The organism is Paenarthrobacter sp. NyZ202, from assembly GCF_049860755.1.
Lineage (GTDB): Bacteria > Actinomycetota > Actinomycetes > Actinomycetales > Micrococcaceae > Arthrobacter.
Map to the genome: position 1 here is coordinate 2593403 of NZ_CP187556.1, position 20845 is coordinate 2614247.

The window sequence follows — 20845 nt, forward strand, 5'->3', positions numbered from 1 at the left end:
ATAGCTTGTTTCCACCAACCGCTGGACAGGAGACACATGGCGTCGCAAGAACTCACCACCGGCAGTCCTGCCGCGTCCTTCCCGGAGGTGCCGGCCGCATCCTCCTTGCCGGAGTGGTACCCCACGCTTTTGCGCTCCGTCGCGCTGGAAGTCCGTGCTGGACGCAGCCGTGTGCTGGCTGCGGCCAACAGCGAGCTTCTTGCCTCATACTGGAGCATTGGCCGCCACCTTGCGGAGCGCGAGTCGCAGCAGGGATGGGGCGCCAAAGTCGTGACGCGCTTGTCCGCCGATATCCGGGACCGCTTCCCGGAAGCCAAGGGCTTTTCCCCGCGGAACCTTCGGTACATGAAGAGCTTCGCCCAGGCCTGGCCTGAGTTTCCCCAGTTGCAAGCGCCGCTTGCAACATTGCCTTGGTACCACCAGATCGCGTTGCTGGAAAAGCTCGACGACGCCGCCACGCGGCTTTGGTACGCAGCGGCGGCAGCCGAGCACGGCTGGTCCCGCAACGTCCTGGTCCACCAGATCCAGACGCACTTGCATGAACGGTCGGGCCAGGCCATCACCAATTTCAAGTCCACCATGGTGCCTGTCGACTCGGATCTGGCGCAGCAGGCAACCAAGGATCCCTACGTTTTCGATTTCCTGGCCATGACGGACAAGCACACGGAACGGGAATTGGAGCTGCAGTTGGTCAAGCACGTGGAGAAGTTTCTCCTGGAGCTCGGGCAGGGGTTCGCCTTTGTTGGCGAGCAGGTGCGGCTGGAGATCAACGGGGATGAGTTCTTCGCGGATCTCCTCTTCTATCACCTCAAGCTTCGCTGCTACATGGTGATCGAGCTGAAGGCTGTGAAGTTCGAGCCAGGCTTCCTGGGGCAGCTGGGCATGTACATGGCCGCCGTTGATGACCTCATGGCCCATCCTGATGACAAGCCAACCATCGGCTTGCTCCTGTGCAAGGAGAAAAACAGCGTTGTGGCTGAGTATGCGCTGCGCGGTTTCAACACTCCAATCGGTATTGCCGAATGGCGCACCTCGCTCGCTGATTCCTTGCCGGACGAGATCGCCTCCAGCCTGCCCAGCATCGAGATCCTGGAAGCCGAGCTTGCCAGCGAGGCGGACCGTCTGCAGCGGTAGCTCTATACGTTGTCCTTGAACCAGGCCAAGGTGTCGTTCCAGGCTGCCGTTGCCTGGGCTTCGTTGTACCTGTCGCTGGTGTCGTTATGGAAGGCGTGGTCCACGCCCGGATATACCTTGAGCTGGTGTTTCACGCTGGTGTCGTCCAAGGCATTCTGGAGCTGGGGCATGGCCCCGGTGATCCGTGCATCGCGCTCTGCATAAACGCCTAACACCGCCGGCTGGATGGTGGCCACCTTAGCCAGGTCCGGAGCCGGTCCGTAGAACGCACTCGTTGCCTTCAACCCGGGGATTTCGGTACTGGCCTGCCACGTGATCCCGCCACCAAAGCAGAAGCCCACCATGGCGATACGGCCCTGCTCTACGAAGCCCTGGCCGTTGAGGTAGTCGAAAGCGGCTTTGAAATCTGCAACGTGACGCTGCGCCCCGGCCTGCGTCAGCGCGCCAGGTACCGCGTCCGGGTCCATGTTTGCCGTGCCGCCCTCACGGCTGAGCAGGTCCAAAGCCAAGGCCGCATAACCCTCTTTGGCAAAGCGGCGTGCAACGTCCTGGATATGGGGTGTGAGCCCCCGGTTCTCATGGCAGATCAGGACTGCCGGGCCGGGGTTGCCGCCGTCCGGACGGGCAAGGTAGCCGCTGATCTCCGTTCCTTGGGCGTCAAACTTCACCGTGGAGGCCGTCAGCCCCGGTGCACCCTCCGGGACTGTCAACGGGCTCTTGGCGTTGGGGACAGCGGTGGTGGCCCCGTTTGCCGGGCCGCTTGCGTTCGGGGTGGGCATGGGGTCCCCGCTCCTGGGAACCTCATCCGGCGTGCAGCCTACCAGCGTCATCGCAGCGGCGGCCGCCGTCATGCTCCCCATGATGAATGCGACCCGCCGCGTAAACGTCTTGTGCGACATTTCACCGGCGCGGTAGTCGTCGTAGAACTCTTCGATCAGGTACTTCTCGAACTTCTCCAGCTGCCGGGTCATGGTTGGTCCTCCCCTTGGATGCCGAATATCCTCCCCTCATGTAAGGACGCAGGCAAGGGCGGGCTGGTTCAACGGGCGGGAAGTCTGGGTGATGAGGAACGAAGCGCCGGCTAAAAATGTCAGTGCCCCGTGACATCGTAAAACCATGAGCAACGTCCGGGAGTTGGTAACCACAGCACCGGCCGCTGGGCTGCCCGGTGTTCACGCCCCTGTGGACGACGGCAGTATCAGCAAGGACCTCGTGGATCAGCTTCGTGTTCTTGAGGACATGAAGTCGGCAATATCGGCGCTGCAAGCCAAGATTGCCGTGGCTTTCGATCTTGCCCAACGGCAGGAGCAGGCCGCTGCCGGCGTGCCGGCGGCGGAGCAGGGAAGTGGCAGCGCCGCGCAGGTCGCTTTGGCACGCCGTGAATCGCCCAACAGAGGTTCCCGGCTTCTGGGCCTGGCCAAAGCACTCGTCACTGAGATGCCGCGCACCCTCGCAGCTCTGGAAAGCGGCCGGTTGAATGAGTGGCGGGCCACCCTTCTGGTGAAGGAAACAGCCTGCCTGTCCATGGAGGATCGATGCGCCGTGGACGATGAGCTGGCTGCCGACACCGGTACCTTTGATGGCTCAGGAGACAAAGCGATCGTTGCTGCTGCCAAAGCGGCTGCTTACCGCCGCGACCCGGGGTCGGTAGCGCGGCGCGCAGCCAAGGCGGTCAACGATCGCCACGTCAGCCTTCGACCGGCACCTGACACCATGGCCTATCTGACGGCCCTCCTGCCGGTCGGCCAAGGAGTGGCGGTGTTCGCTGCACTGACACGGGATGCCGGAACGGCACGGTCGGAAGGTGATCAGCGCTCCAAGGGCCAAGTCATGGCCGACACGCTCGTCGAGCGCATCACCGGAACCCCCGCGGGGTTCTCCGGAATCGACCTCCAGCTGGTCATGACCGACCGGACACTCTTGCAGGGCGACAGTGAGCCGGCCCGGCTTGCAGGATACGGCGTGGTACCTGCGGACTGGGCAAGGAAGCTGCTCTCCACGGGGCCTGGCGGGACCAGCCAACAGAACAACCAACCCGCAGAACTCCATGTTTGGCTCCGACGCCTCTTTACCGCTCCGGGGACCGGAGAACTCCTTGCCACGGACTCACGTGCCCGACGCTTCCCCGCCGCCTTGCGCCGCTTCATCGAAACCCGCGACCACACCTGCCGCACACCGTACTGCGACGCGCCCATCCGCCACCACGACCACATCATCCCTTGGGCCTCAGGCGGCAGTACAAGCCTGGACAACGCCGCAGGTCTCTGCGAGCAATGCAATTACACAAAAGAAAAGCCTGGATGGAGTGTGGAACCGGAACCGGGAAAGCGCCATGCGCTCAAAGTTTCCACACCCACCGGACACAGCTATCGTTCACTGGCGCCCCCGCTGCCCGGCCATGTCAGTACCAGGCTGCTTCCTTAGCTCGCGGGATCGTACTGGAACTCCCGCAACTCCTGCGGACACCGGCACGCCACGGCGATCTTGGCTGCCCACTCAAGCGCGGCTTCCCGCGAAGGCAGTTCAAGCACCGTGTAGCCTCCGTTGGGTACAGTGTGCCCGGGATAGGTGCCCGGGGTCACGGTGCCATCCCCGGCAACACGGACCGGTGCGACGTCCTCGTTGATCCCGCCGCCGAACACGTACACGCCGGCAGCCTTGGCTTCCTCAATGACGGCGTGGGACTCCTCCACTACTGTCTGGAATTCTCCTTCGGGGATTTCCATGGCTTCGCCGGGAAACGAGATCAGGTACTTGGTCATGCATGGTCTCCATCGTTAACGGCAAGGCCCCTCGCACAGCGGTGCGAAGGGCCTTGAACCTACCAAAACAACATTGGACTTAGAACTCCCAGTCCTCATCCTCCGTGTTCACGGCCTTGCCGATCACGTAAGAGGAACCCGAGCCGGAGAAGAAGTCGTGGTTCTCGTCGGCGTTCGGGGACAGGGCAGAGAGAATGGCCGGGTTCACGTCGGTGACCGATGCCGGGAACATGGCTTCGTAGCCCAGGTTCATGAGGGCCTTATTGGCGTTGTAGTGCAGGAACTTCTTGACGTCCTCGGCCAGGCCGACGCCATCGTAAAGATCGTGGGTGTACTGCACTTCGTTTTCGTAGAGCTCGAACAGGAGCTCGAACGTGTAATCCTTGATCTCCTGCTTGCGGGCCTCGGAAACCTTTTCAAGGCCCTTCTGGAACTTGTAGCCGATGTAGTACCCGTGTACGGCCTCGTCGCGGATGATGAGGCGGATCAGGTCAGCCGTGTTCGTGAGCTTGGCGCGCGAAGACCAGTACATGGGCAGGTAGAAGCCCGAGTAGAACAGGAAGCTCTCCAGCAACGTGGAGGCGACCTTTCGCTTCAGGGGATCGTCGCCCTGGTAGTAGTCCATGACGATCTGGGCCTTCTTCTGCAGGTTCTCGTTCTCGAGCGACCAGCGGAAAGCGTCGTCAATCTCCTTGGTGGAGCACAGCGTGGAGAAGATGGACGAGTACGACTTCGCGTGTACCGATTCCATGAACGCGATGTTGGTGTACACGGCTTCCTCGTGCGGGGTCAGCGCATCAGGAATCAGCGAGACAGCGCCAACAGTGCCCTGGATGGTGTCCAGCAGGGTCAGACCCGTGAAGACACGCATGGTCAGCTGCTGCTCCTGCGGCGTCAGTGTGTGCCACGACTGGACGTCGTTGGACAGCGGCACCTTCTCGGGCAGCCAGAAGTTGTTGACCAACCGGTTCCAGACTTCCACGTCCTTGTCGTCCTGGATCTTGTTCCAGTTGATCGCCTCGACGTGTGTCAGGAGCTTCACTTTCTCAGTCATTGTCGTTTTCACTTTCTCGCAAGAGATTGGCTTGGGCTGCATCGTCAATGCAATGCTGACAGGTGGGCTTTACGATGCCCTTGTTTGTGTGATGCCGGGTGTGCGCGTTTCGCCGGCTGGACGGCTGGGGCCTGCCTTTGCGAACGGCAGACATCTTCGCACGAGTCTCAGCGCTGGCCTTCTTCCCGAAGTTCGGATTGCCTTCGCCGGTGAAGGCTTCAGAAAGTGCCTTACGCGAATCCATCGACATGGTGTGTCCGAAACCGGGGTGGTCTGGGCCAAATTTGCCGTAATTAGGATTCTCTTCCCCGACGAATGTACCCTTCCGATCTCTTGTCCACTTCTCCCGCTGCTCTAGAGAGTGCGACCGACCGAAGAAGGGATTCTCTTCTCCGAATCGGCTGAGGCCTTTGCGGCCAGCGGCTCGAAGGCTAGCGGCTTCCCGCATTTCTTCTGTCCACACCACGCCAGTCGGACCAAGCCCGCCCTCCGAGAGGTTCAGGAGGCGGTCCCCCTGACTCCTCAAGTAAGCAATCCAATCAATTTCGGCCTGTCCAAGCTGGTTCAGACCTTCGAGCCAATCAAGTTCGTCAGCTATCAGGTCTTCAGGATCATGTTTCCTGACCCAGTCGTAGAACGGAGTCTTGCGCCCTTTAGCGGCAACCCTGAGATGTTGATGGAACCGACGGCTGGCGGTCTTGGTCGTGATACCGACGTAGCGGTACTCGACCTCACTGCGAAGCCGAATCCCATAGACCAAGCCGCCCGTCGCCGTCGTAATTCCCTTCAACTCAGAGCACCACCGTCATAGCGCACATGAAACACAGCCTTCCACTTCAGTGCCCTCAAGAGCCATCTGGCGGAGACGGATGTAGTAGAGGGTCTTGATGCCCTTGCGCCATGCGTAGATCTGCGCCTTGTTGATGTCACGCGTGGTGGCGGTGTCCTTGAAGAACAGCGTCAGGGACAGGCCCTGGTCCACGTGCTGCGTGGCAGCGGCGTAGGTGTCGATGATCTTCTCGTAGCCGATCTCGTAGGCATCCTGGTAGTACTCCAGGTTGTCGTTGGTCAGGTACGGTGCCGGGTAGTAGACGCGGCCGATCTTGCCTTCCTTGCGGATTTCGATCTTGGCGGCCACCGGGTGGATGGATGAGGTGGAGTTGTTGATGTAGCTGATGGAACCAGTGGGCGGCACGGCCTGGAGGTTCTGGTTGTAGATGCCGTGCTCCATCACGGAGGCCTTCAGTTCGCGCCAGTCGTCCTGGGTAGGAATGTGATGGCCGGCGAAGAGTTCACGGACACGCCCGGTCTCCGGAGCCCATTCCTGCTCGGTGTACTTGTCGAAGAACTCACCCGAAGCGTACTTGGAGTTTTCGAAGCCACCGAACGTCTGGCCGGTCTCGATGGCCAGCTTGTTGGAAGCGCGGAGGGCGTGGAACAGCACCGTGTAGAAGTAGATGTTGGTGAAGTCCAGGCCTTCTTCGGAGCCGTAGTGGACGTGCTCGCGGGCAAGGTAGCCGTGGAGGTTCATCTGGCCGAGACCAATCGCGTGGCTCTGGGCATTGCCCTGGGCGATCGACGGCACGGAGTTGATGTAGGACATGTCCGAAACAGCACTGAGCGCACGGATGGCGGTCTCGATCGAGTCACCGAAGCTCGGCGAGTCCATGGTCTTGGCAATGTTCATGGAACCGAGGTTGCAGGAGATGTCCTTGCCCACTGTTTCGTAGCTCAGGTCTTCGCCGTAGATGGACGGGGTGGAAACCTGCAGGATCTCCGAGCAGAGGTTGCTCATGGTGATCTTGCCCTCGATCGGGTTGGCCCGGTTCACGGTGTCCTCGAACATGATGTACGGGTAACCGGACTCGAACTGGATCTCGGCGAGGGTCTGGAAGAACTCGCGGGCGTTGATCTTGGACTTCTTGATCCGGGAATCGTCCACCATCTCGTAGTACTTCTCGGTAACGGAGATGTCGGAGAAGGGCACACCATAAACGCGCTCGACGTCGTACGGCGAGAAGAGGTACATGTCCTCGTTCTTCTTGGCGAGCTCGAACGTGATGTCCGGAATAACAACACCCAGGGAGAGGGTCTTGATGCGGATTTTCTCGTCAGCGTTCTCGCGCTTGGTGTCCAGGAAGCGGTAGATGTCCGGGTGATGGGCGTGCAGGTACACGGCACCGGCGCCTTGGCGGGCCCCAAGCTGGTTGGCGTAGGAGAAGCTGTCTTCGAGGAGCTTCATCACCGGGATGACGCCGGAGGACTGGTTCTCGATCTGCTTGATCGGAGCACCGTGTTCACGGATGTTGGTCAGGGACAGCGCTACGCCGCCGCCACGCTTGGAGAGCTGCAGCGCGGAGTTGATGCCGCGGGCGATCGACTCCATGTTGTCCTCGATGCGCAGGAGGAAGCAGGAGACGAGCTCGCCGCGCTGGGCCTTGCCGGCGTTGAGGAACGTGGGGGTGGCGGGCTGGAACCGGCCGTCGATGATCTCGTCCACCAGGCGGGTGGCGAGCTCTTCGTTGCCGCGGCCCAGGTGCAGGGCGACCATGCAGACGCGGTCTTCGTAACGCTCCAGGAAACGCTTGCCGTCGAAAGTCTTCAGCGTGTAGGACGTGTAGAACTTGAAGGCACCAAGGAAGGTCTCGAAGCGGAACTTCTTCTTGTACGCGCGGTTGAAGAGGTCCCGGATGAAGTTCATGGTGTACTGGTCGAGCGTTTCGCGCTCGTAGTACTGGTTCTTCACCAGGTAGTCCAGCTTCTCTTCCAGGTCATGGAAGAACACCGTGTTGTTGTTCACGTGCTGCAGGAAGTACTGGTGGGCGGCTTCGCGGTCGGCCTCGAACTGGATCTCGCCGTTGGCGCCATACAGGTTCAGCATGGCGTTGAGCTCGTGGTAACCCAAGCCCTTATAGGCCTCCGGCAGTGGCTTCTTGGCCGTATCCACAGCGCCCCCGGTTACTTCTGTTTCTGCGACAGTAGTGTCCAAAACTTTTCCAATCCTTGATTGACCCGATCGACGTCTTCCGGCGTCCCCATGAGTTCAAACCTGTAGAGATGCGGCACCTTGCACTTGGCGGCGATGATGTCGCCGGCTGCGCAGTAGTTGTCCGCGAAGTTGGTGTTCCCTGCACCGATGACTCCCCGGATCAGTGCCCTGTTCCCGGGATTGTTGAGAAACCTGATGACCTGCTTGGGCACGGAACCTTCCCCATTGGTCCCGCCGTAGGTGGGCAGCACAAGGACGAAAGGTTCCAGCGCCTGGAGAGGGGCATCCTGTGCATAAAGCGGAATGCGTGCAGCGTCCCTGCCCAGCTTCTGGATGAAACGCTTGGTGTTCTCTGATGTCGAGGAAAAGTAGATGAGGTGACTCCTGGTGGTGACAGCTTCCGTCGCATTGCGTGCGGTCGCCGCTGCCAGCGGTGCCATGGGAGTCACCTCGACTACATAGGAATTCTTGCTTGGTGTGGTGGTAATAGCCCGGGACTAGGCCACGGAGGAGGAAACCGTCTGCGCCAGTTCCTCGATCTTGTCCGGGCGGAATCCTGACCAGTGGTCCTGCTCGGTGACAACCACGGGAGCCTGCATGTAGCCCAGTGCCTTGAGGCGCTCGAGTGCCTCTGCGTCCTGGGAGATGTCGACACTCTGGTAGGCAATGCCCTTCTTGTCGAGTGCCCGGTAGGTAGCGTTGCACTGAACACAGGCCGGCTTCGTGTAAACCGTTACGGTCATATCCCTGTCCCCTTAGTTGAAGTCTGCTGGATGGGGCGGGCGTCCCGCTCAATCCGTAAATCGATACTACATGTAGTGCAAGCGCCCCGCCGGGACCCCAAGATGATGTATTACAAGTATGTCATTCAATCCACCGGCCGTCCACAGGAGGGGGGCCTCAAAATGTCCGTAAATACGCCGAAGTGAGAGATGAAATCCACACCCTGTGGACTACTTAGCCACATTTAATCTTCCGCGTGTCGCCTGAAACCGGCGTGTCGTGACAGTTTGAAAGTGTGGCGTGGCGAACACCAAGATTTGCTGTTGGTGCAGCCCGGAGTACGGTGTCCTAGACGCTTTCCGGCGTCCCGCAACCCCGGCATCACGCCATCAACCGAGCAAAAGGACAGCTGATGGTCAATCTCCTCCACCTCCGGACCCTCCTTGAGGTCACCCGGTTGGGTTCCTTCGCAGCAGCCGCGGCACAACTCGGTTACACGGCGTCGGCTGTGTCACAGCAGATGGCGGCCCTTGAACGCGACACCGGAGTGGAGCTCTTCCAGCGTTCGGCCAGAAGCGTGGTTCCCACCGAGGCTGCGGTCACCATGACACGGCATGCATCCAAGGTGCTGACCGACGTCGAGGCCCTCATGGCAGCCGCGTCACGGACCAACGACTCTCCGGCGCAGGAACTCAGACTTGGCATCTTCCCCAGCCTGGCCACCTACGTCCTCCCCGACATCCTGAAGAACGAGCGGTGGAATGGACTGGGCATCGAACTGCGCGTGTCCGTAGCCGAACCGGCGCAGACCATCCAGGGGCTGCGCACCGGCGGCGAACTGGACCTTGCCCTCGTCTACCAGGTAGGACAGTCGGGCCTGGCCTGGCCCCATTCCCTGGAACGGCAATGGATCGGCGATGACGACTTCCGCGTTGTGCTGCCGGCGTCGTGGAAGATCCGTGAGGATGCCGAGATCGAAGCCGCACACCTCTCCGACATGCCCTGGATCATCCACCACCCCGGCACCAGCGACGCCCTGGTGATCGAACGGCTCTTTGCCAGCTGCAATCTGCATCCGCGGGTGGTCGCCTACAGCGACGACTTCCACGCGAGCCTTGAGATGACCGCCGCCGGACTGGGAGCCTCGCTGGTACCGGAACTTGCCCTGCGGAACCGGCCACCCGGCGTCGTGGTCCTTGACGTTCCGGACATCCGGCTGGCCCGGAACATCTTCGCCCTGCAGATCAATGAGAAGCGCACCGCGCAGGTCCAGCTGTTCACACAGTTGCTGGCAGACACGCTCCGCGGCATCCACCAAAAGAGCGGCCTGCACCCGTTGAAGCCCACCCCTGCCAAGGTGCAGCAACGGCGCCGCTGAAATTGGCACCATGTGCTGGAACCCGCCCGGTGATGGCGTTAGATTGATCACATGGGCAAGGTAGCGAGCAAACATTTTGGGGAGATTGAGCTCAACCACGGGCGTGAACACTGTTTTGTGGCCAAACACGAACTCGGCGGCAACCAGCTTGAGTTGGACCTCAACGTCGCAGCGCATGACCACTTTGACGAGGCAGCCATGCACAAGGTGGACTATCGTTTGCGCTTCCTCCCTGAGCTTGTTGACCAGGTCAGGGAGATGATCGCTGATGAACTGGACCAGGACGGCACCAACCCGCAACAGTTCCTCCACTTCCACAGTTCCCAGCTCAAGGAAGAGCAACTGGAATCGGTGTTTGGCGTACGGGACAAGTCCCAACTCACCAACGACGTTTTCCTCAAGGCGCTGAAGCTTGGACATGTAGCCATCTACCCGGGCCAGCCGGAACGCTACTTTGTGCTTGATTTCACCCTGGGCTCGCACTTCACCGACGAGACACTGGTGGTGGCGGCGGACGAGGACGGCGTGGTGGACGACGAGATCCTCTGGGAATAGGACCTTAAAGCTCGACGCCGGCCGCCCACCTTCCGGTGGACGCGGACCTCACCATGGCTTGTCCACGCCCGGACCCTGATCCGGTCCGCGCAGGTACTCCTCGCGTTGTTGCCCCTCGGCGCGCTCCTGCTGCGCTTTTCGGGCGCTGTCCTGAAGCTGCTTCAACTGTTCGTCCTGCGGAGCCGACGACTCCTGGTTGTCTCCGCCGGCATCCGGGGGCATCTCACTGGCCAGGAGCTTGCCGTCAATCCGGTCCTTCGCCGAATCCAGACGGCCTCCCTCGCCTGCGGAATTGCCCGGCCCGTCCTGGTGGCACGTTGCCGGTGCCCCGGCTGCCACCTCCAACGCGTCGCGGAAGAACTGCTCAGCCCCGCTCCGGCTCCCGCCTGCCTGGACACTGGCCGCGGAGGCGGCGTCGCCCAGCCGCTCAAGGGTCAGCACCAGGTTGACCCGGACCTTGCATTCGTCATCGCCCGCTCCTGCCTCCAGTGCCTCTTCGAAGTCCCGCCTCGCCGCCGCAAAGTCGCCGGCCAGCACCTTCGCGTCACCGGCAGCAAAGGATGCCTTGTAAGGTTCCACGACGTTGGCCACTCCCAGCCACCGTGCAGCCACCGCGAGCGCCTCCCGGTCGCTGGACGAGAAGGCCTCCGAAGCGTAGCCTCCCAGCCAGCCGACGCTGAGGAGTTTGGCCGCCCAAGCCAGCGCCAGCAATGCCGGCAGCAGCGACCACAAGGCGAGTTTCCGCCGTCGGGCCTTCATCACAGTGCCTCCCTGTCCCCGGGCTGCGGTGCAGCGGAACCAGGCCGGCTCAATTGACGCAGTCCGGCGACATGGCGCAGTGGCTCCTGCATGGCCAGCAGGAAGGCCGCCAGCGCGAGCAGCCAGTAGAGTTCGGTCCGGCCGGGAGAACGGTCCTCTCCTCCGGGCACCAGCGTTCCGGGCTCCGCTTTGGTGAACAGGTCGCTGGCCGGTCCCGTTCCGTCGCGGTGTACGTAGGGTACGTTCAACTGCCCGGCAATTTCCTGCAGTTGTGTTTCGTCGATCCGGGACACTGCGTCGCGGGGACCGTCACCGCTGCGGTCCTGCAGGTAACCTGCGCCGGACCCGCTGGCATCCCTCATCCGTCCGCCTTGGTCGGTGCCGTACCCCAGGACCGCTCCCCCAGCGGTTTCCGACGGACCGAGCGGCAGCGCATCGGGCGGGCCCGCACTGGTGTTCTCACCATCGCCGGCGTAGAACACCAGGGCAGGACGCCCCGGATGCTGCTCCCGGGCCTTGTGGAGCCGTTCCTTCAGCAGCGGCCCCGCTCCGGTGACACTGCTGCCTCTCGCATAGCGGGGGCTCTGGGGTTGGAGGGTAGCCATGGCGGTCTGCAGGGCTGTGGTGTCCCGGGTCAAGGGCATCCTGACCGATGCTTTGCTGTCGAACGTGATCAAAGAGAATTTGGCCCCGGCCAGTTCTTTCGCAATGGCCATGACGTCTGCGCTGACGCCGCTCAGGCGGGTCGCTGAGCCGTTGAAGTCCTCGGCGGCCATGCTGGTGCTCGTGTCAACCACGAAGAAAACATCAAGATCCGTCGACGCCGTGGTCGCTTCACCGCCGGGCCAGCCGGGACGCAGTGCAGCCAAAAGCAAAAGCACGACGGCGGCGCAGCGGACCGCCGTGGACCTCACCGCCTGGCGGGGTTGCCCGCCCCGGGCAAGAACCCACACGGTAAAGAGCAGTGTGGCAACGACGGATACGGCGATGAACGGCCAGGCGATGATGGGAGCGAAGGTCATGCCTGCAGCCGCCATCCCACCACGAGAAGGCCCATCCCGGATACCACGGCGATACCCAAAGGCCACGCGGGATCATCGGAGACCACTGCCTGGGGTGCGGCCAGGTACGCCGAGGCTTCGCTGTCCTGTACCTGCTGCACGATGCCGGGCACGGCACCCGGACTGTCCAGGGCGTGATAGCTGCCACCGGTGCCCTCAACGGCGGCCCGCAGTTGCGCGCCCGGTTGCACGGGATCGTCGCCGTAGTCCAGGTCCCCCGGATTCAGGGCATGGACGGCAACATCCCTGCTCCTGGCCAGTGCCGCTGCCTCTTCAAGGGTGAATACGGGGTTCCCGGAGAGGAAGTTGTCTGTTGCCAGAACCACCGAACGTGTTCGCCTGGTTCCTCCGCCTTCGGTGTGGTCCTCCGGGAAACTCTGTACACAGGACGCCAGTCCATCACCGATCAAGGACGACCCGCCCCGCTGCCACGTGCCGTCAAAGAACGAACCGGCCCCGCTTTCGAAAGCTTCCTGCGCTTCGCTCAATTGGCCGGCAACATAGTCATAATCATCGGTCAGGGGAAACAACTGCACGCTGCTGCTGTCGAAGATGACCATGCCGATGCGCTCGCCGTCGAACTCCTTCGCCAATTCCTTGAAAACCCCGGCAATCGCAGCGTCAGTGCCGGCCATGGAGCCGGAGACATCCAGGCACAACACGATGTCCCGGTTACGCACTTCCGGCTGGTGGGTGGAACGCTGCACCGGCCTGGCCGCGGCTGTCACGCTGGCAGCAAGAAAGACCGCACCCAGCAGTGCACCAAGGACCAACGTGAACCTGTACCTGGCCAGGGCCTTCTTGTACTCGGGAAGGTGGGTCATCCGATCGGAATGTGCCACGGGCCGGTACGGTCGCGGTGCCCTCCGGAGGACCAGCCATGCGGCTGCCACCGCGGCTGCAGCCAAGGGCAGAAGCCACCAATAGGTCAGTTCCATCCGAGGACCGCCCTCCGTGCAGTGTCAGCGGCCGCGCTGACCGGGCTCCCTGCTGCCGGTGCAAACTCCCCCGGATAGATGGCAGCGATACCGGCCGCGAAGTGTCCAAGCCCGTTCCCGCGCAGTTCCTGGAGGGTCATCGACGTTGCCGGCAACCCGGTAGCGGCAGCGGCGAACTCCCGCACCAGGAAGCTCAGCCGCTGGTGGGCTTCGCGCATGGGCAACGTGCCGTCGTCGGCGTCCTTTTCAACAGCGGCAATCCCCGCAAGGCAAGCTGCCCGCAGGGCTTCCACATCCCGGGCCGGAGAGACAACCGTTTCGTGCCCACCCAACCGCCGCGGCTTTGCCGGCCACAGCAGCCATCCGTACCAAGCTGCGACCGTCACTGCCAGCAGCAGGCCCAACCACAACCACAGCGGCTGGTAGGAAAGCGGCCCATAAAAGCTCGAACCGTCAGACACGGTATCCGCCTTTGGCCACCCTGGTTGTCCCAGCGCGGGATCGATGCTTCTCCAGAAGAGCAAACACCGACTGGACCACGTCGGCGCTGCCTGCTGCTTGCTCCTCGGCGATATCCAGCTGCCTGAAGACGGTCCGGCGTGCCTCCTCGCGCCGCCTTTGGGCAACCTCATAGGCCTTCCGTACCCGGTGGTTGCCTGCGACAGCGGACGGAAGCATCGACCCGTCCCGCACCTCGGTGCTGGTTTGGCCGGTGGCGAGGTCGGCGTCGCGGACCGTCAGCCACAGAATCTCGTGACGGGACCGCAAACGGCGCAGCAGGCCTACCGTCCGCTCGTCAGGAACCACTTCATCGGCAATGACTACCATCAGCAGTCGCCCTTTCAGGTACCGCAGCGCATAATCCAACTGTTCCGCCAGGGCGCTCGCAGGCCCGTCCAGGGAAGTACGGGAATCGACCTCGCGGAGCAACCGCTCAAGGTGGTCCTCGCCGCTGCGTGGCGGCAGGTAATAGGACGCAGCAGCAGAGCCATGCAGGAGCCCCACGTCGTCTCCATGGCGGGCAGCCAAATACCCAAGGACCCCGGCGGCATCCACGGCGATGGCTTTCTTTGGCTCCCCCGAAGCGGCATCAGCTGCCATGCCGCGGCCGGTATCGACCACCAGGAGCACCGAATGGCGGCGTACGGCCACGTATCGTTTGACCAACGGCGAACCATGCCGTGCCGTCGCTTTCCAGTCAATATCCCGGACTTCGTCGCCGGGAACATAGGCCCGGAGCTCGTCGAAGTCCAAGCTGCGGCCCTTGAAGACCGAGCCATATTCACCGTCCAGCAACGTCAGGGTCTTACGGTGCGCGAAAATGAACATCTTCGACTTGACGCGTCGGAGGAGGCTTGGCATGACGCCCCGGCTACGGCGTTTGGACCGACGCAAGCACGGCGTCGATCACGGTTTCCACGGCGATGCCTTCAACCACGGCATCGAAGCCCAGAACGATCCGATGCCTGAGAATGCGATGGGCCAGATTCTTGACGTCCTCGGGGATGACGTGGTCCCGGCCGTTGATCAGGGCAAGGGCGCGGGCTGCCTGGCTGAAAGCGATGCCCGCCCGGGGACTCGCACCGAATTCCACCAGGGCAGCGAGGTGAGGTTCCAGGTATTGCGCTGCATTGCGGGTGACGTACGCCAGGCCCACGATGTACCGGACAATGGCTGGATCGATGTAGACGCGACGGACCAGTTCCTGTGCCTGGACCACGGCGTCAAGCGACGCTGCCGCCGGTGGCTTGGAGGCCGGGTCGAAAACACCGGCGTCGAACCTGCGGATGATCTCGGCTTCTTCGGCCGGAGTGGGGTAATCCAGGACATCCTTGAGCATGAAGCGGTCCATCTGTGCCTCGGGAAGCCGGTAGGTTCCCTCCTGCTCGATCGGGTTCTGCGTGGCGAGCACCAGGAAAGGAACCGGCAGCGGATACGACTCTCCCCCGATGGATGTCTGGCGCTCCTGCATGGCCTCCAGCATGGCGCTCTGGGTTTTGGCGCTGGACCGGTTGATCTCGTCGAGCAGGACAATATTCGCGTGGACCGGCCCAAGCTGGGTAATGAACGTGCCTTTGGCCGCGTCGAAAATCTGGGTGCCTGCTATGTCACTGGGAAGCAGGTCTGGAGTGCACTGGATCCTCCGGAAATCGGCACTGACTGATTCAGCAAGCGCGTGGGCCGCGGTGGTCTTGGCCAGCCCCGGAACACTCTCCAGCAGGACGTGCCCGCCCGTCAGCAACCCGATCACCAAGGTTTCACGAAGCCGGGATTGTCCCACGACCTTGGCTTCAAAACTCCGCATGATGCTGGCCACCAACTGCTGCGCACGGGCCATGTCCGGCGCGTCGATTCCGGCCGTGGCGGTGTTTTGAAGCACTCGTTGTCCCCTCGATGGCATCAGTTGGTCGTTGCGGTCCTGCAACGGCCACTCTATCCAAGCGGCAGCCAATTAACTGTGCAATGGGGAGCTCTCCCCATGAAGACGCCCGGGGTCTATCCTTTTCCCATGCATCAGCTACCAGCCCGCTACCAGGAGTATCTCGCCGGCCAGACGGAACACGTTGCCTTGGCCGTCCGGCCCGTTTTGCTGCAGTCCGCCGCCGAACAGCGGCACGGCGTCCGGATCACCTACAACCCCGGTCCCACGGGGCACCAGGCCCACTTGGACGAGTCGGTTCCCTACGGCGAAATCGTGGAAGACATCGACTGATCCATCGCCACCGCCCCGGATGGTGTCCTGGTCAGCCTTCCAGCAGCAGCCGCTGGGCCCGGGGAGCAAGCGTGTGCTCCAGCACGAGGCACGCAGCGCCGATGGCTCCCACGTCCTCGCCAACGCCTGAGCCTACGACGTCGATTCCATGGATCATGCCTGCGGCGCTGTTGGCTGCTATTTGGGCAGGGACGCGGTCCAGGAAATACCTGGACATCCGACCCCAGAACGGACCTCCGAACACTACGCGCTCCACGTCCAGTGTGTTGGTAACCACGGACACTGCCCGGGCTACCAGGGTCGCGGACTTGTCCAGGATTGCGATTGCTTTCGGATCGCCGGCATCGGCTTTGTCGCACAACATGGCATAGCGTTCCTGGACTTCCGGCCCGTCGGCATCGTTGCCGTGGCCGTCAAGGACGCCGGCTGCCTCGGCCTCCGCCACCAGGACCTGGGGAATGCAGGATGACTTGACGCAGCCTCGGAGCCCGCAGTCACACGGCGGACCATCAGGGTCGACGATGATGTGCCCGATCTCGCCTGCATTTCCGGACGTACCACGGACCACTTCGTCGTTGAGCACGATCCCGCACCCGATGCCGGTGCCCATATACATGAAAACGAAGCTGCCCGCGCCGCTGGCCCCGCCAACCCAGGTTTCAGCCACGGCCGCGCTGGTAACGTCCTTGTCCACCAGAGTCTCCAGGCCCGTCGCTTCGGTGAGAGCCTCGCGGATGCGCACCCGGTTCCATCGCGTCAGCAGCGGCGGTTCCACTACCGAACCTTCATCGAGGTCGATGGGACCAGGCACCGCAACGCCCAAGCCGGCAATCTTGGAGGCATCAACGCCCGAATCCGCAATCAGAACCTGGATCTGGTCGGCGATGCTGGTGATCACATCGGCCGGATCACCGCTGGGCGTCGCCATGCGCGAGTGCAGGACCACATCCCCCACAAGATCGAGGATCACGAAAGTCATCACGGCCGGATCCAGATGGACACCCACGGCGTACATCCCCGAAGGATTGAGCCGCAGGATGGTCCGCGGCTTGCCGGGACCGGTGCCTTCTTTTCCGGCCTCCACAATCAACTGCTGATCGAGCAGCCGCCGCGAGATGTTGGAGATGGTCTGGGGAGAGAGTCCCACGAACTGGGCAAGCTCAACCCGGCTGAGCCCACCCGACGAACGCCGGATGGCCTCCAGGATAACCGTCAGGTTGAAGTCCCCCATGCGTGGCAGGTTGGTTCCGCGCCTCGGTGTCGGCTGCCGGATCTGAGTCACTGAATCCCCTCGTCATTCGCTGGAGCATGGTGGAACGGTCATGCCCCTGAATTGTATGCGACAAGCCCGCCCCACGGACGGCGTGACACATTGGGCGAGGCTCCGGATCACGTCCGGGCTGCTCTCCGGGTCCGCGCTACCGTGAATTTGGGGTTGCGCCCCTCGATCTCTGTTGGACCAACCAAGCGTTCCAGCGCGGGTTTGTACTGCAGGTGGCTGTTGTACACGGTCCAGAGCTCTCCGCCCGGAGCCAGCACGCGGGCAGCAGCCTGGAACATCTTCAGAGCCGCGCCCGCGTGAACGGTTGCTCCCACATGGAACGGCGGATTCAGCAGGATCAGTTCGGCACTGTCCCCCGGCAGCGTGGACATGGCGTCGTCGTGAAGCACGGAAATCCGGTCCGCCAGCCCGTTTGCCTCAGCCGTACCTTTGGCGGAGGCAACAGCGGCTGCCGATTGGTCCGTCGCCAAAACCGCAGCACCTGGATGCAGCTTCGCGTACATGGTGGCCAGAATGCCGGTCCCACATCCGAGGTCGAGCGCCCGCGGGACTTCAGGCATCCGGTCCAGGAACCCGAGCAGGAAACGGGTGCCGATGTCCAGCCGGGCTCCGGAAAACACTGCTCCGCGGGCTGCCACCTTGATGCCGAGTTCGGCAATGTCCTCCAGCACGGGAAAGGGGGGCTCCACCGGGACATGCCTCGCGTCCCGGGCCACCAGTGTCCGTGATTTTTGCCTCGCCAGTTGGGGCTGTACAGATCCGAAGTATTTTCGCAGGACATCGTTCATGCCCAGGGACATGTGTTTTACCCGCCCACCGGCAAGCAGGATGGCACCGGGCGCAGCAAAGCGCGCAACGGCGTCGGCGATTTCCTCCAACTCGGCCAGAGACTTAGGCAACTGCAGCACCACAAGGCCGGCATCCTGCAAGAGCCCCGGGCCGAGGTCATGCGCCGTATAGCGCCCGTCCAAGCCTGCGGCAGCGGCGTTGCGCGCCAACGCGAGCCTTCCGGTGTACAGGTCCTGGTGAACGCGGACATGCTCGACGGCGGTGACGGCCAACGCGCCGAGGGTCAAGGCGCCGTACCGGTCACCGATGACGGCGATATTGGGCTCGGCACCGGCACGGTGCCGGACTTCGTCGAGCAACAGCCGATCCGTTGCGTCATACGCCTGCAGGTTTTCAGCGTCGACGTCGGGGTGCCGGCTCAACTGGCTGAACAGGGTTTCCAGATCCTGGACTGGCACGGCAGCTGCCCCGCTTTCTTAGAGTCGCTGGAACCCGCCAAGGGTGCCATCGCCAACAAAAAGGACCCCGCTCAAGAGAGCGGGGTCCCAATCCGAAGTGGAGCTGAGGGGACTCGAACCCCTGACCCCCTGCATGCCATGCAGGTGCGCTACCAGCTGCGCCACAGCCCCGGATTTTTGCTGATTCCCGGAGGAAGATTTCCCTTCCTGCCGAAGCAACTCGTCAATACTAACCACAATCGCCTGAGAAGCGAAATCCGCGGAGTATGAGCTGCATCACGTCCAGGACAGCCAATCAATCAACAAAAAATCCCGCCCTTTCGCGGTGTTCCGCTAAGGACGGGATTTGTGATGGTGGAGCTGAGGGGACTCGAACCCCTGACCCCCTGCATGCCATGCAGGTGCGCTACCAGCTGCGCCACAGCCCCATATTCGTGCTGCCCAGCGGAACGTTTATCTTCCATTCCCGCCGAAGCAACTCAAATATCTTAGAACAGCCTTCAGGAAAATTCCAAATCGGGCATATTCGGGATTCCAGCTACTGCTCGGCATCCTCGGCAGCGATCGCCTTGGCCGATGCGTCATCACCAAGCTCCAGGTCCACCACCGGGCAGTCCTTCCACAGGCGCTCCAAAGCGTAGAACACCCGGTCCTCGGCATGCTGGACATGGATCACCACATCGGCGTAATCGAGCAGGACCCAACGTCCCTCCGAGCGGCCCTCGCGGCGCACCGGACGCAGGTCCTGCTTCAGCAGTTCTTCCTCAATGGCGTCAACAATGGCATTCACCTGGCGTTCAGTGGGCGCCGATGCGATCAGGAAAACGTCAGTCAATGCCAGCCGCTCGCTGACATCAAGCGCGACGACGTCCTCGGCAAGCTTGTCGGCCGCCGCCCGCGCAGCATGGCGGGCGAGAGTGATGGATTGTTCATGTGCAGACACGGGGACTCCTTGTTGTGGCCAAAGGCCGGGATATAAGACTTCTTGTGCGGACTTATCCGCTGGTCATCATGATGATGCCGACGATGAGTGCAACCAGCCCCAGCGCGAGCACCGCGATCTGGAGAATCCGGTTGCGCTGGGCGCGCGCCAGGCCCGCCGTACTGGCATCGAGCGGGTCAAGGCCATAGGCGGTGCTTGCAGACACCGGTGGACGCTGCTCCTGTTCTGCCGGCAGGTCAGCGGTGGCAGCCCGCTTGCGGGCGTTCCTTGCCACAGCCTCCGCACGGGCAAGCACCCCCGCCCGGCCTCGGGCGGCCTTCCCGGTGGAAGGCTTGGCCGCAGCATCCAGCGCAGGTCCCGGCGAGGTCACCACGGGTACGAAGGTGGTGCTTGGCCTCTTCATCACAGGCCGCTCGACACCGGGGACCTTGACGAACTCCAGTGGAGTGACCATGGCCAGGTTGTTCGCTGTGGACGGTCCGGACGCGGGCGTCGGGGCCTTCCCGCTGCCCCCTTGCTTGGAATCCCCCTGGGCCTGCTCCGCAAGCTTCTGCTTGGCAGCGGCGCGCTTGTTCAGCACCGCTGCACGTTCTGCCAAAGCGATCTGCTGGGCGAGGACCTCGGGATCCACTGCCAGCGGATCCTGGTCCGCAATATGCTCGAGTTTGGCCGTCTGGTTCTGGACCTGCGCCGCAATCAACTCACGGACTGCAAGTGCTTGCTCCACCGACATCCCGGCTCCTGCCGGACCCGGAGCTTCACCTGCTGTGGGCGAAGCCGGGGGCTTTGGTTTCCCGCCGACCGGTTCCTGCGCAGTCCCCTCATCCGCAGCCGCGGTCTTATCGGCCGGCGCCGGAACAATGGGGTTGGCGGACGTGGCCATCTCGGCCTGCAACTGCTGCAAACGCAACTGGCGGCGCGTGGGCGGGCCACCACCGGACAGCTGTTCTTCCTTGTCTGCCAGTTCCTTAATGGTGCGCAAAGCCGCACGGTCCCGCGCGCGGATCTGGGAGGATCGCTCCCCCACTGCGTCGACGGGAACATCGGCCGCGCGGCGGTTGCGTGGCGCCGCAGCGGCGGCCTTTTGCGCCGGAACGGAGTCGGCCTTACTTGCGGGGGCCACGGGTTCCGGACCAGGTGCTGCCGCGCGTTCAGGACCAGGTGCTGCGGCGCGTTCAGGACCAGATGCTGCCGCGCCGGAACCAGCCGCGGAGGACTGCTGCTCAGCGAGCTGCTGCTCTTCCCGGGCGCGGCGAAGTTCCCGCCTGCTGCGGATGGGACGCTGTTCCTGGCTGCTCATTCAAAAC

General features: G+C 62.7%; 22 protein-coding genes and 2 tRNA genes. 5 read left to right on the top strand and 19 right to left on the bottom strand.

Annotated elements, in window-relative coordinates; genetic code table 11:
- Positions 1-36 precede the first annotated feature (36 nt).
- Positions 37-1134: a PDDEXK nuclease domain-containing protein gene (locus tag ACPFL9_RS11995; protein WP_426002898.1), complete on the top strand. Its 1098-nt coding sequence runs from the start codon at positions 37-39 to the stop codon at positions 1132-1134.
- A 2-nt stretch (positions 1135-1136) separates the two neighbouring features.
- Here ACPFL9_RS11995 and ACPFL9_RS12000 read toward each other — a convergent pair whose 3' ends face one another.
- Entirely contained in the window at positions 1137-2105 is a 969-nt protein-coding gene (locus ACPFL9_RS12000; RefSeq protein WP_426002900.1) for a dienelactone hydrolase family protein, read from the bottom strand.
- 145 nt (positions 2106-2250) lie between these two features.
- On the opposite strand from ACPFL9_RS12000, the gene ACPFL9_RS12005 reads away from it, so the two are divergent.
- Positions 2251-3558, top strand: a complete 1308-nt coding sequence (locus tag ACPFL9_RS12005; RefSeq protein WP_426002901.1) for an HNH endonuclease — start codon at positions 2251-2253, stop codon at positions 3556-3558.
- Here the strand turns inward: ACPFL9_RS12005 and ACPFL9_RS12010 are convergent.
- The 6 genes from ACPFL9_RS12010 to nrdH all read right to left on the bottom strand — a co-directional run bounded on the left by ACPFL9_RS12010 (position 3555) and on the right by nrdH (position 8682).
- Positions 3555-3896, bottom strand: a complete 342-nt coding sequence (locus ACPFL9_RS12010; protein WP_426002903.1) for a YciI family protein — start codon at positions 3894-3896, stop codon at positions 3555-3557. The two genes, ACPFL9_RS12005 and ACPFL9_RS12010, sit on opposite strands and share 4 nt — an antisense overlap.
- A gap of 79 nt (positions 3897-3975) precedes the next feature.
- Positions 3976-4950, bottom strand: coding sequence for a class 1b ribonucleoside-diphosphate reductase subunit beta (gene nrdF, locus ACPFL9_RS12015; protein WP_426002904.1), 975 nt, complete (start codon positions 4948-4950; stop codon positions 3976-3978).
- Positions 4943-5740, bottom strand: a complete 798-nt coding sequence (locus tag ACPFL9_RS12020) for an NUMOD3 domain-containing DNA-binding protein (RefSeq protein ID WP_426002906.1) — start codon at positions 5738-5740, stop codon at positions 4943-4945. Before ACPFL9_RS12020 ends, nrdF begins: the two co-directional genes overlap by 8 nt.
- A gap of 15 nt (positions 5741-5755) precedes the next feature.
- A complete protein-coding gene (gene nrdE, locus ACPFL9_RS12025; protein WP_426007546.1) occupies positions 5756-7876 on the bottom strand; it encodes a class 1b ribonucleoside-diphosphate reductase subunit alpha in 2121 nt (706 codons plus the stop codon).
- A gap of 32 nt (positions 7877-7908) precedes the next feature.
- A complete protein-coding gene (gene nrdI / locus ACPFL9_RS12030; RefSeq protein WP_426002907.1) occupies positions 7909-8379 on the bottom strand; it encodes a class Ib ribonucleoside-diphosphate reductase assembly flavoprotein NrdI in 471 nt (156 codons plus the stop codon).
- Between the two features lie 57 nt (positions 8380-8436).
- Complete coding sequence (nrdH, locus tag ACPFL9_RS12035) at positions 8437-8682, bottom strand: glutaredoxin-like protein NrdH (RefSeq protein ID WP_387437143.1); 246 nt, start codon at positions 8680-8682, stop codon at positions 8437-8439.
- Between the two features lie 392 nt (positions 8683-9074).
- Here nrdH and ACPFL9_RS12040 point away from each other — a divergent pair, with 392 nt between their 5' ends.
- Positions 9075-10040, top strand: a complete 966-nt coding sequence (locus tag ACPFL9_RS12040) for a LysR family transcriptional regulator (protein WP_426002908.1) — start codon at positions 9075-9077, stop codon at positions 10038-10040.
- 51 nt (positions 10041-10091) lie between these two features.
- Positions 10092-10595, top strand: coding sequence for a DUF2004 domain-containing protein (locus ACPFL9_RS12045; protein WP_426002909.1), 504 nt, complete (start codon positions 10092-10094; stop codon positions 10593-10595).
- A gap of 48 nt (positions 10596-10643) precedes the next feature.
- Here ACPFL9_RS12045 and ACPFL9_RS12050 read toward each other — a convergent pair whose 3' ends face one another.
- From ACPFL9_RS12050 to ACPFL9_RS12075, 6 genes are read right to left on the bottom strand one after another with little or no spacing between them, the layout of a single operon-like run.
- Entirely contained in the window at positions 10644-11354 is a 711-nt protein-coding gene (locus ACPFL9_RS12050) for a hypothetical protein (protein ID WP_426007547.1), read from the bottom strand.
- The gene (locus ACPFL9_RS12055) at positions 11354-12376 is read right to left on the bottom strand and encodes a vWA domain-containing protein (protein ID WP_426002911.1); all 1023 of its coding nucleotides are present in this window, start codon (positions 12374-12376) and stop codon (positions 11354-11356) included. The genes ACPFL9_RS12050 and ACPFL9_RS12055 overlap by 1 nt, the downstream gene beginning before the upstream one ends.
- Positions 12373-13353, bottom strand: coding sequence for a vWA domain-containing protein (locus ACPFL9_RS12060; protein ID WP_426002912.1), 981 nt, complete (start codon positions 13351-13353; stop codon positions 12373-12375). The genes ACPFL9_RS12055 and ACPFL9_RS12060 overlap by 4 nt, the downstream gene beginning before the upstream one ends.
- A complete protein-coding gene (locus tag ACPFL9_RS12065; protein WP_426002913.1) occupies positions 13344-13814 on the bottom strand; it encodes a hypothetical protein in 471 nt (156 codons plus the stop codon). Before ACPFL9_RS12065 ends, ACPFL9_RS12060 begins: the two co-directional genes overlap by 10 nt.
- Entirely contained in the window at positions 13807-14715 is a 909-nt protein-coding gene (locus tag ACPFL9_RS12070) for a DUF58 domain-containing protein (protein WP_426002914.1), read from the bottom strand. Before ACPFL9_RS12070 ends, ACPFL9_RS12065 begins: the two co-directional genes overlap by 8 nt.
- Before the next feature lie 10 nt (positions 14716-14725).
- A complete protein-coding gene (locus tag ACPFL9_RS12075; protein ID WP_426002915.1) occupies positions 14726-15733 on the bottom strand; it encodes an AAA family ATPase in 1008 nt (335 codons plus the stop codon).
- A 129-nt stretch (positions 15734-15862) separates the two neighbouring features.
- Here ACPFL9_RS12075 and ACPFL9_RS12080 point away from each other — a divergent pair, with 129 nt between their 5' ends.
- On the top strand, positions 15863-16066 hold the full coding sequence (locus ACPFL9_RS12080) for a hypothetical protein (RefSeq protein ID WP_426002916.1): 204 nt from the start codon (positions 15863-15865) through the stop codon (positions 16064-16066).
- 31 nt (positions 16067-16097) lie between these two features.
- On the opposite strand, the gene ACPFL9_RS12085 is transcribed toward ACPFL9_RS12080, so the two are convergent.
- The 6 genes from ACPFL9_RS12085 to ACPFL9_RS12110 form a co-directional block, all read right to left on the bottom strand.
- Positions 16098-17297 carry an ROK family transcriptional regulator gene (locus tag ACPFL9_RS12085; RefSeq protein WP_426002917.1) on the bottom strand — a complete coding sequence of 400 codons (1200 nt, stop codon included), beginning with the start codon at positions 17295-17297 and terminating at the stop codon, positions 16098-16100.
- A 158-nt stretch (positions 17298-17455) separates the two neighbouring features.
- Positions 17456-18595 (bottom strand): class I SAM-dependent methyltransferase, encoded by a 1140-nt coding sequence (locus ACPFL9_RS12090; RefSeq protein ID WP_426002918.1) that lies wholly within the window; start codon positions 18593-18595, stop codon positions 17456-17458.
- A gap of 98 nt (positions 18596-18693) precedes the next feature.
- A tRNA-Ala gene (locus ACPFL9_RS12095) sits at positions 18694-18766 on the bottom strand.
- A 181-nt stretch (positions 18767-18947) separates the two neighbouring features.
- Positions 18948-19023 (bottom strand) — tRNA-Ala (locus tag ACPFL9_RS12100).
- Between the two features lie 110 nt (positions 19024-19133).
- The gene (rsfS, locus tag ACPFL9_RS12105; protein WP_426002920.1) at positions 19134-19538 is read right to left on the bottom strand and encodes a ribosome silencing factor; all 405 of its coding nucleotides are present in this window, start codon (positions 19536-19538) and stop codon (positions 19134-19136) included.
- Positions 19539-19590: 52 nt separating this feature from the next.
- Positions 19591-20838, bottom strand: a complete 1248-nt coding sequence (locus ACPFL9_RS12110) for a hypothetical protein (RefSeq protein WP_426002921.1) — start codon at positions 20836-20838, stop codon at positions 19591-19593.
- Between the last annotated feature and the right edge of the window lie 7 nt (positions 20839-20845).